The following is a 13517-nucleotide window of genomic DNA, read 5'->3' on the forward strand; positions in this document are numbered from 1 at the left end:
GGAGCTACCAGATCTTCACGCGCTTCTCGGGGGCGAGCCAGCCGGCGTCGCCTTCCTTCACGCCGAACGCCTCGTAGAACTCGGCCATGTTCCGCACCACGCCGTTGACGCGGTACTGCGGCGGCGAGTGGGTGTCGGTGAGCAGCATCTGCCGCATGGCGTCGTCGCGGTACAGGCCACGCCAGACCTGCGCCCAGCCGAGGAAGAAGCGCTGGGGGCCGGTGAAGCCGGCGATGGACGGCGCCGCCTTGCCCTGGAGGGACATGTTGTACGCCTTGTAGGCGACCGCGAGGCCGCTCAGGTCGCCGATGTTCTCGCCCAGGGTCAGCTCGCCGTTGACGTTCATGGACTCCAGCGGGCTGAAGCCAGCGTACTGGGCCACCAGCACGGACGTGCGCTGCTTGAAGCCGGCCTGGTCCTTCTCCGTCCACCAGTTGCGCAGGTTGCCGTCGCCATCCGAGCGGCTGCCCTGGTCATCGAAGCCGTGGCTGATTTCGTGGCCAATCACCGCGCCGATGGCGCCGTAGTTCGTCGCGTCGTCCGCGTCCGGGTTGAAGAACGGCGGCTGGAGGATGGCGGCCGGGAAGACAATCTCGTTCATCGTGGAGCTGTAGTAGGCATTCACCATCTGCGGCGGCATGCCCCACTCCTCGCGGTCGATGGGCTTGCCCAGCTTGTCCACCATCCGCTGGAAGTCGAATGCCTCACCGCGACGGACGTTGCCCAGCAGGTCGCCCGCGACAATCTCCAGGCGCGAGTAGTCCCGCCACTTGTCCGGGTAGCCGATCTTCACGTTGAACTTGGACAGCTTCGCCTGGGCCTGCGCCTTCGTCTCGGCGCTCATCCAGTCCAGCCCGTCGATGCCCTGACGGAAGGCCTCACGCAGGTTGTTGACCAGCTCCACCATGCGCTGCTTCGACGCGGGGCTGAAGTGGCGCTCCACGTAGAGCTGGCCCACGGCCTCGCCCAGCGAGTCCTCCACCGCCGACACGCCGCGCTTCCAGCGCGGACGGTTCTCCTGAAGGCCCTGCAGCGTCTTGCCGTAGAACTCGAACGAGGCCTGCTCGAAGGGGCTCGACAGCATCGGCGCGCGGCCGGCCAGCACCTTGAACGTCAGGTACTGCTTGAGCACGGGCAGCGGCGTCGTCTTGACGAGTCCCGACAGGGCCTCGAAGTACGTCGGCTGGCGGACGATGACGGCGGGCGTCGCCTGGGCACCCGCGGCCTTGAAGAAGCGCGTCCACGAGAAGCCGGGCGTGAGCGCCTCCGCCTCCTTGACGCTCTTGAGATTGTAGGTGGCCTCGCGGTCCCGGCTCTTCACCCGGTCCCAGCTCTTGTCGGCCAGCGTCGTCTCGAGCGCGAGGATGGCCTCGGCCGCCTTCTTCGCGTCCTTCTCACCGGCCAGGGTGAAGAGCTTCTCGATGTACGCCACGTAGGCGGCGCGAATCTCGATGAAGCGCGGCTCCTGCTTGGAATAGTAGTCCCGGTCCGGCAGGCCCAGGCCGCTCTGGCTGACGTACGCGATGTAGCGCGTGGCCTGCTTCTGGTCCTGGCCCACGAAGAAGGCGAAGGGCGTCTGGATGCCGCTGCGCTGGAGCTCCGCGAACAGCTCCGGCAGCTGCGCCTTGTCCTTCAGGCCCTTCACCCGCGCGAGCTCCTGGGCAATCGGCTTCACGCCGAGCGACTCGATGCGCTCGGTGTCCATGAAGCTGTTGTACAGGTCGCCCACCTTCTGCGCGGTGGAGCCCGGCGCGCGCTCCTTCGCGGTGGCGGACTCCTCGATGATGGCGCGCAGGGCCAGCTCGGACTTGTCCGCCAGCTCGATGAACGAGCCATAGCGGGCGCGGTCCGCGGGGATGGGCGTGTTCTTCAGCCAGGTCCCGTTGACGAACCGGTAGAAGTCATCCTGGGGACGGATGCCGCGGTCCAGGTTCTTCAGCTCGACGCCGAGCGCGCGAACCGCCTCCTCCGACACGGCCTCCGCGACGGGCGCGGGCGTGGACGCGGAAGCGGCGGGAGGCGGAGTCGCCTCGGTGGGCGCGGGCTGCGGCGCGCTGGCGCAGCCGGTCAGCAACAGGGTTCCGAGGGCACTGGTCGCCCAGGCTCGGTGGGCAATGGACTTCTTGGGGCTCATGAGGTTCCGAGAGGAAAAAGGGACGGGGGATGCTGCCGGACCCGAGTGGTCGTCGTCCATCCGGGCAGGCAGGAAAAACACCCGCGCGCCCGCCCTATTCCTCAGGGAGTCCCCCGCCCTGGTTGCAATTTCGTGGAAACAGCCGTTTCCGGCCCCGCCCCCGTTCAGGAGGCGAGGCCGCGAGCGCCCACTCCCGCCTCAGGCGCTCAGCGCTGGCCCATGACGGGCGCGGGCACCGAGGTGGCGGGGGCGGGCACCGGGGGCGCGACGGGCGCGGGAGCCGGCGTCACCGTCACGTCCTGCGACAGGGCCTCCAGGTCATGGAAGCCCTTCGTCGTCACGTCGCCGTTCCGGAACAGGGCCCAGCCCTGGAGGTTGCGCTGGTAGGTCCGCGTCATGTGCCACAGCTGGATGCCGCTGTTGGCGACGAAGAGGTACAGCGCGCGCTTGGGGTTCCAGGGGTTGGGCAGGGCCAGGGCGATGCCGTCGTCCGGGCGGCCATACGTCTTGCCCTGCCAGCGGAAGAAGCGGCGGCCCAGCTCCACGGGGAGCTTCTTCTCCTGGGCCAGCCGGGCAAGCAGCGCGTTGTCCTCCGCCCCGCCGAAGACGACCAGGTCCCGCTCCGCCAGCTGCGCGTCCGTCACCTCGAAGTCCGGCGCCACGGGGACCAGCCGCTCGGTGAAGACATCCGCCAGCGACTCGCGGTAGCCCAGCACCAGCGTGCGCATGGACTCCGTCTGCCGGGCGGTGCCGTGCACCATCAGCAGCTTCTCCCAGGCATCCGTCTGGTTGGCCAGGACCTGGTAGCGCTCGCGCGGCACCGGAATGTCATTGCCCGCGTTGAAGACGACGCGCACGGGCGCCTCCTTGGTGCGCAGGACGAACGTCTCGCTCGCGGTGCCCTTCACCTCCACGCGCTCCAGCGTGGAGCCCTTCGCCGTGTGCACCTCCACCAGCGTGACGAAGTGCCAGGGCTTCGGGCCGGGCTGCTCCACCTTGAGCGTCACCTCATAGCCGTCCTTCACCTGCGCGGCGGTGGCGCGGAAGCGCGGCTGCGGCAGGCCCGTGCGCTCCAGCCACTGGCCGACGAAGGAGCCCACGTCCTTGCCCACCGCCTCCTGCGCGGTGCGCTTGAAGTCCGCGGTGGAGATGTCCTTGTTCGCGTAGCGCGCGTGGACGGCGTTCATCACCTTGGAGAAGTCCGCGTTGCCCAACAGCAGGCGAAGCTGGTGCAGCGCGAAGGTGCCCTTGATGCGCGGCACCAGATAGGTGCCATAGCGGCCGTACTCCGTCTTGACGGAGGCGGGCAGCACGTCCGCCTCGCGCGAGGTGGTGAAGAGGTAGCGGTCATTGAGGTCCGCGAGCACATCGCGCTGCGTGTCGAAGGCCTTGTCCTGCTTGTCCTCGTGCGCCGACACGTCGCGCAAGAGCCTCCAGTACGCGGACGTGCCACTGATGAGCCAGTTCTCCCCGTCCGACGCGGGGAACAGGGTGTTGGCCCACAGGAGCGACTTGTCGAAGCCGACCGCGTCCTTCACCCGGGAGAAGTCCCGCTTGGAGGCCTGGGGCTCCTCGGGCGCCTTCCACGTCTTGCGCGCCTCCTTCAATTTGGCGGCGACGTAGATGGGGCTGAACGTCGTGTAGCCCAGCGACAGGTGCGGCGTGGCGCCGGGCAGGTCCGGCATGAAGCGGCTGCCAATCATCTTCTCGCGCAGCGTCGTCTTGCCGTAGTGGGCCAGGAACATCAGCTTCTCGGCCATCTCCGACGTGGTCACCTTGCCGTCGCACGCGTGCGGGCGGTTGATGGGGCTGGAGGCCATCATCCGCGTGGCGGAGTCCAGGTCGAACCCCTTCTTGCCGAACTTCGCGTAGTACTCCCAGAAGGCGATGTCGCGGTTCCAGGTGTTGAAGGCCAGGTCCGCGGGCGCGTTGTCCGGGCTGGAGACGGACTCCTTGCGGACCTCCAAATCGCGGTTGTTGTTGTTCGCCCAGATGAAGTCCTTGAGGTTGCCCGGCGTGTCGGAGGTGTTGCCCTTGCTGCCGGTGCGCCACAGCCGCGTCTTCTTCGTGCCGAGCAACAGGCAGGCGCCCTCGTCCGTCTTCGTGTCCGCGAGCGTCCAGTCGTTGGTGTACAGGCCGTTGTTGTTGTCCTTCATGATGCGCGCGACGTCATCGATGGAGGACGCGTACTGCGCCGCCTTGCGGATGCGGTTGCTCTGCGGAGAGCCGTTCAGGTCGAAAGGCGTCTGCCCCACCGTCGTCTCGCCGATGACGATGCCCGCGGAGTTGATGAACCAGTCCGCGCCGCTGTGGATGCCGCCCGGGAAGGTCTGCATCACGAAGCGGTGGCCCCGGGTGGGCTGCACGTCCAGCACCACGTCCCAGTGGACGCCGGTGTAGCCGTTCCACATGAAAATCTGTCCGATGATGGCGCGGCCGTCCTTCGTCGCGGACTTGGTGGCGACGAAGGAGGAGCAGTGGTCGCCCTTGCCTCCGCGCTCGGCCTCCTCGTCGGCCTTGAGGAAGGTGCGGCCGGACAGCGAGGTGGACGTGGCGCGGTTGGCCTCCTCGAGCTGGCCCGCGTCCACGGCGGTGTTGAGCGTGACGATGTCGAGCACGTCCAGCTCGCGGTCCTTGAACTTCGCGCCGGCCTTGTTCGCGCCGTCGGCGATGCCCTTCATCTCCTCCAGGTATTCGGCGTCGAACTTGCGCAGGAAGAGCGAGTCCGCGAGCAGCCGCTGGTGGCCCCACCCCTTGGCCGCATCCGTCTTGTCCTTCTGGATGCCGAGCTTCTCCATGTAGCGGACGATTTCCTGCGAGGTCAGCTCGCCGAACTGGACGCCGCGCTCGTAGGGCTCTCCCTCGATGTGGACGTAGATCCACCCGCCGTCGTCGTAGCGGAAGCCCTTGCCCGCCCAGCGCACGGACTCCATCGGAACATACGCGGTGATGTCCTCCACGGGCTCCAGGCGGACGTCGTCGTACCAGACGGAGCCGGTGGCCTTGCCGTTGCGGCCCAGGTGGAGCTGCACGCGGTCCGAGGACTGGGTGGCGAAGAAGAGGACGGAGGCGCGGGTGCCGGCCTCACCGCCCGGGGCGGGCGCGCAGTTGGTGAAGGGGAAGCTCTTCATCGAGAAGCAGGCGCCGTGGGCCGTGGGATAGCGGGCCTGGGGGTCGACCTGGACGCCCTTGGTCCGCACCCAGGCGCTGAGCCGGTAGAGCTGGCCCACCTGGAGCTGGAGGTTCTCGGACTCGACGGTGGTCTCGCCACCGCCCTGAGGGCTCTCGATGAGCAGGCCGCGCGAGCCCTCCGCCTTGCCCTCGGCGCTGGAGGCCACCTTGCCAGGTCCCTGCGAGCGCCAGAACGCGGGCACCGAGGAGGACCCTCCGGCCACCTCGAAGTTTCCGTTCGGCACCGCCGAGGACTTGACGGGGGAGGCGGCCACGGCGGGCGCGGCCTGGAGCAGGCTCGCGGACAACAGCAGCACGCCGAGGAGCTTCGACGTCTGGGGGAGGTCGGTCATGTCGTTCCCTTCCCGAGCAGGGCGGGGCAACAGCTCGGGGAATCGGGGCGCATGACACTGCCGCGCGTTTCGAGCGTCAACCCTTCACGTCATCCAAGGCACCATGACGCGAGATGACTTCCACACCCACCCCGACACTGCGTGCGCCCCCTCCCCTGTCAGCGCAGCAACCGGCCCGACGCGTGGAGCACACTGCGCGCGGCCCGGCGCACCGCGTCCACGCGCCGCGACTCCACCCAGGGAGGGTCCACGGGAGCGTCCCAGTCGAACACGCGCAGCCGCGACAGGAAGCCCTGCTTCACGCAGCCCTCCAGGCTGAAGACGTGCAGGTCATGCGTCCAGCGCACCGCGAGCCGCAAGTCGCGCGACAGCTCCGTCCAGTCCAGCGGCGGCGCCGAGAGGACCCCTGGCAGCTCCACGCCGCCCCCTGTGCTGCCCACCGCGAGCGAGCCCGTGCCCGGCGCGTAGCTCCACAGGAGCGCGGCGCCTCGGGGACGCACGAAGCTGGTGTAGAGCATCAGCACCTCCCGGTCCGCGGGCACGTCCACCAGACCCGCCACGCGCCGCAGCACGGAGGAGCGCGCCTGGCGCTCATCCACGATGAAGGGGAACTGGTACGCGTCCACGCGGTAGCCATCCACGCGGATGCGCTCCACCAGCGCGTGGTAGCCCGCCCTCGCCTCGCGGGAGCGACCTCCTCGGAGGATGAGCCGCGAGAGCATCCCAGGAAGACTCCGCAGCGGCGCTTCGGCCCACCTGCGCAGCTCCTGGATATCGGGCTCGATGTCCAACCCCATGCCGGCCCACTCGAGCTTCTCGTCGTCCGTCCACGTCCTGAAGGCTTCGTAGCGCGCACGCGCTTGCAGCACGTTGCCCGCGTGGAACCAGTAGCCCTGCTCCGGAGGGAGCAGGAGCCACGCCGTGACGGGGATGCCCGCGCGGTTCAGGCGGCGCACCACATCGGCGCGCTCGGGGCTCAAGTCCAGGAGTCCCAGGCTCACGCCGGCGCGCATCGCCTGGAGATCGTCGATGACGCCTTCGGTGTTGAACAGTTCGCGAAGTGGCTCCGGAGCCAGCTCGCAAAAGAAGGTCAGGAAATGGGGTTTCATGGCAGCCTCGCGCCTCCACGCGTACCCCCTCAGGGGCGCACATTTCCGCGAGGAGCACCATGGAATTTCACAGAGGCCGGATGCTCGACCACGTCCACCTCCGCGCCAAGGACCTGGCGGCGAGCAAGCGGTTCTACCAGGCCATTCTCGAAGTGTTGGGCATCCCGCTGGGCTCGCATGGCCCCGACAACTTCTTCGCGGACGAGCTGTTCGTCAGCACCGCGGACCCCGGTGCGCCGAGTGGACGCGGCGTCCATCTGGCCTTCCAGGCGAAGGACCAGGAGATGGTGAAGCGCGTCTACGAGGTCGCGCTCGCGGCCGGTGGGAAGGACAACGGCGGCCCAGGTGAGCGGCCCTACCACCCGGGCTACTACGCGGCCTTCGTGCTGGACCCGGACGGCAACAACATCGAAGCCGTCTACCATGGCCCGGCGAAGCGCTCCGCGCCGTCCGTGGTCTTCACCGTGTAGGCAGCTGAAGCATTTGTACGGCCCGCTTTGGGGTGTCTCCGAAGCGGGCCGAGTCTCACGAAGCGAAGCGCGGTTCAGTAGCTCCAGGGAAAGCGCTTGAAGTCGCGCTTGCGCTTCTGCACGAAGGCGTCGCGGCCTTCCTGGGCCTCTTCGGTGCCGTAGGCCAGGCGCGTGGCCTCGCCCGCGAAGAGCTGCTGCCCCACCAGACCGTCATCGGGCAGGTTGAAGGCGTACTTCAGCATCTTGATGGCGGTGGGGCTCTTGGTGTTGATCTCCGCCGCCCACTCGAGCGCGAAGTCCTCCAGCTTCTCGTGGGGCACCACGGCGTTGACCATTCCCATCTGGAAGGCCTCCTGCGCCGAGTAGTTCGCGCCCACGAAGAAGATTTCGCGCGCCCGCTTCTGGCCAATCTGCCGCGCCAGCAGCGCCGAGCCATAACCACCATCGAAGCTGGCCACGTCCGCGTCGGTCTGCTTGAACACCGCGTGCTCCTGGCTCGCGATGGTCATGTCGCAGACGACATGCAGGCTGTGTCCACCGCCCACGGCCCAACCCGGCACCACGGCGATGACCGCCTTGGGGAGGAAGCGGATCTGCCGCTGGACTTCCAGGATGTGCAGCCGGCCGAGGCGCGCCGGGTCGGACTCGCCTTCCTCGCCCTCGTACTTGTAGCCGTCCTTGCCGCGGATGCGCTGGTCTCCGCCCGAGCAGAACGCCCAGCCGCCGTCCTTGGGGGACGGGCCGTTGCCGGTGATGAGCACGCAGCCCACGTCCGTCATGAAGCGCGTGGCCTCCAGCGCCTTGGACAGTTCGTCGACGGTGCGGGGACGGAAGGCGTTGCGCACCTCGGGGCGGTTGAACGCGATGCGCACCGTGCCCTGGTCCACCGCGCGGTGGAAGGTGATGTCCTTGAACTTGTGGCCCTCGACGGGCGTCCAGCGGGCCGGATTGAAGATGGCCGAGACCATGGGTTTCTCACTCGGGAGAAAGGGGGGAACGGGCGCGGACCCTACGCCGGCACGAAGGGAGCGTCCATCGTCCATCCGAGGATGGCGAGGTTCATTCCTCCGGGCTGGTCCCTCAGTGGAGCGGTGAGACACTCGCCGCCTACCCATCCGAGCGCGGCGACGTGCAGGGGTTGGTGCAAGAGCGCTTCAAGTCATTTGGCGTCCATGGTGCGGCACCGGAGGATCGAGCCCGCTGGATGGTCGACGTCAAGCAGACGTCTACGGCTGCGCTCCGCGATGAGGAACAGGCGGAGGCGTCGTCGGAACCTCCACCGCGAGCACTCCGCTGAGAGGCAGCAGTTCGCCAAGGACCTCGACGCACCGCTCACTCGCCAGGATGAGGGTCGGCATCATGGCGAAGCGGACCAGATCCAGGGACGGAGGGCTGGTCGCGTCCATCCACCACGGTTCGGGGATGTCGTACTCCTGCATGCCACAGTTGGCACAGGGACCACTGCCGTAGAATCGCGGCTGGCATTCTGGTGCCAGGCTCCCTTGCGGCATGAGTGCGAGTTCGTACAGAGGGCCGCGCTTGCTCCCGCTGATGCGCGCCTCAACGGGTGTGATGCCCGTGAGTTTCGCATCCTCGAGTTGCTGGAGCACGTCACCATGAACCAGCAACCTCCACGACTCCTGGAGCACGACAGGCGGCAGGTTGCCGCGGGCCCTGCCCACCAACGGCCCCAGGTGCGTACCTGGCGCCACCAGCGCACCCGCCGGTAGCAACGGCATCACGGCATCACGGAGCCGCGAGTACTCGTCCCACATCGTCTGCCGAGCCTTGCGATACTCGCGCTCACTCGACAGCGTGGTCAGGTCGACTGCCGGATAGTCGAGTCCAAGTCTGGCCCACTCGCCATGGCAGGTGGGACACACCGCACCTGGAAGCCCCCATCGATGCTCGGCTTGATACCCCCCTGGGTAGGCCGGGTCGCGATGCGGCAGCGAGCGACGCAACTCGAAATAGCGCATCACTTCCCTCCAACTCCGCTTGTCGGCACAGCGAACAACTCATCGAGCTTCGTCCAGTAGGACAGGGGCATTCCGACCAGATGATACTTCTGAATCATGAAGCCCGCGTGCTCCATCAGTTCCCACTTCGTCGCCTTACTGATGCCTCGCTCCTTCGCCTCAATGAAAGCGCGCCAATCCGCGTTCCACGGTCCGCCGTCTTTGCCATCGTGGATTTGGCGATGACGCCGCACGTCGATGGCAAGGGCGAACTCGTGGATGTTGATGCCACGCAAGGTGAAGTAGTTCTCGAGCGCGCGAGGGGAAATGTGGTGCTTCTCCTTCGGGACACTGGCCCACTCGGCATACGCCTTTCGGAGTCGCGCCTGGCTCGGCAACTCCTCGGCACGATGCCACGGGATGACGAGCACGGGGCCTCGGCCCGGGAGAGGTTGGGCTGGGCCCCGCAGTCGCTGCTGTGAGGACGCGGCCGGCGCCGGCATCGGCCCACGGAAGGCCACCGGAGCGGAAACAAGGTCCTCGCACCGGTACAGGCCGCATTCGCCACTCGCGCACGACAGGGCGACACACTCACTGTCGTCGTCTGCTGCCGCGGCACACTCCTCGGCCGACACGTCATCAACCGGCAGCAGCGCGGCATCGCCATGCACCCCGCTCGATGGCGTCGCGCAGGCCCACGGCAGAACCCCAAGGCAAGTCACCCAGGTTGTCATTCGCATGCGCACTTCCCCCCGCCGGACGTCGGCGCCTGTTCACCGTGCCCGTCCCGGCACCGGACCGACCCTATCAGCCCCGAAGTGCCCCCTGACCGCGCAGTCCAAGCAGGCCCTGCCTTCATGCGAGTTCGTGACCACCTTTCTCCTGGGTGACTGTTCCGCTCAGCCCAGGAGGTCTCGGATGAAACGATGGACCCAGCACCTGCTCCTCGGACTCCTGTTGAGCACACCTCCCCTGGCCCTGGCCGTGGACACCCAGGCGAGCGGGGACTCGGCCCGTCCCTCCCCTGCTCCAGATGCCGAGGGCACGCTTCGGGCCTTCTCCGGCCCGGTGCTCGGAACCGCCCCGGGAACACTCTTCGTCACCGGTCCCAGCGGCGCTTCGATTCCCATCCGCGTGACCCATCAGACACGCATCGCCGGAGAGACTGTCCCGCGCGACCAGGACATCGAGACCTATCTGCGCGAGAACCTGAAGCCCGGCCGCTCCGTCCGCGTCCAGTTCGACGTCAGGCCCTTCTCCGACGGTACCCCGCAGAACGTCGCCTCCACCGTCGAGCCGAAAACCTCCCGCGAGCCCCCTTCACCGTGAGCCACGTCGCGAAAGCACCGCGACTCGTTGGAGCCACAGTCATCCGGCCGGGCCCTACTTTTCGGCCCTGGGAAAACCATCGTCCCGTGACACGGTGACGCTGGGCGAATTGCTCGGAAGGTGCCAGCCTGCGGAGCGCACGGTGCAGCCCTTCGCGAGGAACTCCGCGTCATGCCCGCCGACGTCGCCCTGCTCAAGGAAGTGCCCCTCTTCGCCGCCCTCGATGACGAGGAGCGCGCGCTGCTCGCCAACCAGCTCGAGGAAGTGCGCCTGTCCGCCGGAGAGAAGGTGTTCAGCCGAGGAGACCCCGGCGGCGCCATCTACATCGTCAGCTCCGGCGAGGTTCAAATCTCCGTCGAGGACACCACCGGCCAGGTCATCGTCTTCGAGACCGCGCGGCGCGGCGACTTCTTCGGCGAGCTGTCCCTGCTGGATGGAGACCCGCGCAGCGCGGATGCCCGCGCCATCCAGGAAACGTCCGCCCTCAAGGTGGACCGCGCGGACCTCGAGCTCCTCTTCCGGCGCCACCCCTCCAGCGCCATGGACGTGCTGACCGCCATCGGCCGTCGCCTGCGCGAAGCAGACAAGATGCTGCACAGCCGGCCATCACTCAGCCCCAACGAGATGGTGGAGGAGCGACTGACGACCATCCAGCGGCTCGCTGATGGACTGGCCGCCTTCAGCGGTACCTTCACCTTCATGATGCTGCACGCCGTGTGGTTCGCGGTGTGGATCACCATCAACCTGGGATGGATTCCCACGTTCCACGCGTTCGACCCGTTCCCCTTCGGCCTGCTCACCATGGTGGTCAGCCTGGAGGCCATCTTCCTGTCCTGCTTCGTCCTCATCAGCCAGAGCCGGCAGGCCGCCAAGGACCGCATCCGCTCCGACGTCGAGTACGAAGCCAACATCCGCGCCGGCATGGAGGTCACCCAGCTCCACTCCAAGCTGGACCACCTCTACGCGCAGACCATGGCCCGCCTGGACGCCGTCGAACGCGGGCGCCCACCCTCGGCTCCGGCGACCACCAAGCCCGGCCAGCCCGCGGCATCCCAGGGCTGACCGAGCCACCGCTGGCTCCACGCTCAGTTTGACGCGGCAGCCCAACTCGCCTCCATCGAGCGGAAGTGCAACGCCAGTTGGCGTCAGGGGGCGCAGATGATGACCGAATCAACCTCCAGGTCTGGCGGGTCATAGACCGCCGCGGTGTCCGGCCCGACGTTCCAGGTCCCCTCCGGCTGCACCGCGAAGTCGATATAGGGGCGCCACCCATCGGCGAGCGCCGTGCGGAAGGCCTCGTCGGTGACCCTCCCGTTGAAGCCAGACGTCTGGTAGGTCGCGGTCCGCACCAGGATGCGCGAAGAGCCCAGGCTGTCCCGATAGTAGTATCGGGCGATCGCCGGAACCGCGGCGGCGTCCCACTCGACTTCCCAGACGTGCGCCGCGGAAACCAGGTTGGCGAAGGGGCCGACCTCGTTGTTCGAGGTGTGAATCATCGGGCTCGAGCCGACGTGCGTGGTGGCCGAGAACTTGTTCGGGTCATTGGCCGTGCCCTTGGGGGAATCCCACCAGGTCTCGATGAGGTCGAGCTCGCCGTAGCGTGCATCGCCGAAGCTGTTGCGGGCCCACAGGGCGGGGAAGGTGCCGGGCATGGGGGTCGGCATCCTCGCATGGAAGGCCATCGCCCCCCTTCCCGGAGCGAAGGTGCCCTTCCCCTTCAGCCATGCGCCCGAGTAGTAGTTCGTGCCCGCGCACCTGGCGGGATTCTCCGGCGTGATGTTGGGATAGGGGTCCGCGCAGTGGCGCTTGGAGGCGACCTTCAGCTTGCCGTCCTCCACCTTCACGTTGGCGCGGAGCATCTTGGTGAGCTGCGTGAACGCGCCCCCGCTGGGGTTGTTGTTTCCCTGGATGACGTCCCACTTCGTGGTGTCGAGGGCAGTCCCGTCGAAGTCGTCGCGGAAGACCTCGTTGATGAAACCCGGAGGGCAGTCGAGCTTCGTGACAGGGATGGGAGGGCCCGCCGGGCCGGGGAAGAGATTCTCCCTGGGGATGATGCCCTTGGGCGTCGACGGCGATGACCACGAGAGCGTGGCCACGGCGTTGCCAGTGTTCTCGAAGTACTCGAGCACGATGTCGTAGGGCTCGCCGGCCTGGAGCGCGCTGGTCCCGGAGTTCTCGATGGCGCCGTGTGCGGTCCAGTTGTCGATGATGCGAGTGCCATTCACCGTCAGGCGGATGCCATCGTCGCTGGTGGTGTAGAAGGTGTACGTCTCCGTGTGGTCGGCGCTGACCTTGCCCGTCCAGCGCACGCTGAAGGTCTCGGCGCCGAGGTCGGCGAGAGGCGCGGCCGCTCCCCAATTGAAATCGACGGTGGCATCCACTCGACTCACCGAGGCGCCAGTGAAGTCGACGTTGTCGAAATATTGCCCCTGGAGCCCGGTGCCGCTGCGACCGGTGACGTCGAGCCAGATGATGGACGAGACCAGAGATCCGGCCGCCGCACTGTTCTCGAAGAGCAGCTCGGTCCGGAGCAACCTTGCGTCCGCCACGTCCAGGCTGGCGAACGTGTCGCTGAAGTTCCCGGGAGTGGTGGTGAGTCCGTGGAGGGGCCCCGTGGCGAGCAGGGTCGCGCCATCGTAGAGCTTCACACGGAGCGAGCCGGCGCCTCCGTTGATGGCCCATCCGTCGTAGTTCACGACGACTTTCGATGCGCCGCCGGGCATGGCGCTGTCGTGATAGCCCAGGGTCAGGGTCGATGACGTTCTCGCGGGGGCGCTGCGCGCGAACGAGCCGCCGCGATCGCTCGCCGCGAAGGAGACACCGTCATCCATCAATCCATGGATGGGCGCGCTTCCTCCGCCCGCCCAGATGCCGCTCATGGCCTCGTCGCTGCTGGGAGACACACTGGACGAGACGAGCGACGATGGCACTGTCTCACTCGCTTCGAGGTCGTCGCCCTTCTCGGATGAGGAGCCTTGGCACGCCGCGATGAA

10 protein-coding genes are annotated in these 13517 nt (G+C 67.5%); 3 read left to right on the forward strand and 7 right to left on the reverse strand.

Features of this window, described 5'->3' with window-relative positions; translation table 11 throughout:
- Positions 1 to 4 precede the first annotated feature (4 nt).
- The 3 genes from HUA78_RS38730 to HUA78_RS38740 form a co-directional block, all read right to left on the reverse strand.
- Positions 5 to 2134 (reverse strand): M13 family metallopeptidase, encoded by a 2130-nt coding sequence (locus tag HUA78_RS38730; protein WP_141648778.1) that lies wholly within the window; start codon positions 2132 to 2134, stop codon positions 5 to 7.
- A 206-nt stretch (positions 2135 to 2340) separates the two neighbouring features.
- A complete protein-coding gene (locus HUA78_RS38735) occupies positions 2341 to 5658 on the reverse strand; it encodes a C45 family autoproteolytic acyltransferase/hydolase (protein ID WP_174478488.1) in 3318 nt (1105 codons plus the stop codon).
- A gap of 158 nt (positions 5659 to 5816) precedes the next feature.
- Positions 5817 to 6767 (reverse strand): hypothetical protein, encoded by a 951-nt coding sequence (locus HUA78_RS38740; RefSeq protein ID WP_174478489.1) that lies wholly within the window; start codon positions 6765 to 6767, stop codon positions 5817 to 5819.
- Between the two features lie 59 nt (positions 6768 to 6826).
- On the opposite strand from HUA78_RS38740, the gene HUA78_RS38745 reads away from it, so the two are divergent.
- Positions 6827 to 7237, forward strand: a complete 411-nt coding sequence (locus HUA78_RS38745; protein ID WP_141647649.1) for a VOC family protein — start codon at positions 6827 to 6829, stop codon at positions 7235 to 7237.
- A gap of 74 nt (positions 7238 to 7311) precedes the next feature.
- Here HUA78_RS38745 and HUA78_RS38750 read toward each other — a convergent pair whose 3' ends face one another.
- The 3 genes from HUA78_RS38750 to HUA78_RS38760 all read right to left on the reverse strand — a co-directional run bounded on the left by HUA78_RS38750 (position 7312) and on the right by HUA78_RS38760 (position 9935).
- Positions 7312 to 8205, reverse strand: a complete 894-nt coding sequence (locus HUA78_RS38750; RefSeq protein ID WP_141647648.1) for a 1,4-dihydroxy-2-naphthoyl-CoA synthase — start codon at positions 8203 to 8205, stop codon at positions 7312 to 7314.
- A 258-nt stretch (positions 8206 to 8463) separates the two neighbouring features.
- Positions 8464 to 9216, reverse strand: a complete 753-nt coding sequence (locus tag HUA78_RS38755) for a double-CXXCG motif protein (RefSeq protein WP_174478490.1) — start codon at positions 9214 to 9216, stop codon at positions 8464 to 8466.
- Positions 9216 to 9935: a TIGR02269 family lipoprotein gene (locus HUA78_RS38760; RefSeq protein WP_174478491.1), complete on the reverse strand. Its 720-nt coding sequence runs from the start codon at positions 9933 to 9935 to the stop codon at positions 9216 to 9218. The genes HUA78_RS38755 and HUA78_RS38760 overlap by 1 nt, the downstream gene beginning before the upstream one ends.
- Positions 9936 to 10113: 178 nt before the next feature.
- Here HUA78_RS38760 and HUA78_RS38765 point away from each other — a divergent pair, with 178 nt between their 5' ends.
- Both HUA78_RS38765 and HUA78_RS38770 read left to right on the forward strand, forming a co-directional pair.
- Positions 10114 to 10524, forward strand: coding sequence for a hypothetical protein (locus HUA78_RS38765; protein ID WP_174478492.1), 411 nt, complete (start codon positions 10114 to 10116; stop codon positions 10522 to 10524).
- A gap of 171 nt (positions 10525 to 10695) precedes the next feature.
- A complete protein-coding gene (locus HUA78_RS38770) occupies positions 10696 to 11586 on the forward strand; it encodes a DUF1003 domain-containing protein (protein ID WP_174478493.1) in 891 nt (296 codons plus the stop codon).
- A gap of 83 nt (positions 11587 to 11669) precedes the next feature.
- On the opposite strand, the gene HUA78_RS38775 is transcribed toward HUA78_RS38770, so the two are convergent.
- Complete coding sequence (locus tag HUA78_RS38775) at positions 11670 to 13403, reverse strand: PA14 domain-containing protein (protein WP_174478494.1); 1734 nt, start codon at positions 13401 to 13403, stop codon at positions 11670 to 11672.
- Positions 13404 to 13517: the final 114 nt, after the last annotated feature.

Source organism: Myxococcus sp. CA033, assembly GCF_013336625.1.
In the GTDB taxonomy this organism is placed as follows: domain Bacteria; phylum Myxococcota; class Myxococcia; order Myxococcales; family Myxococcaceae; genus Myxococcus; species Myxococcus llanfairpwllgwyngyllgogerychwyrndrobwllllantysiliogogogochensis.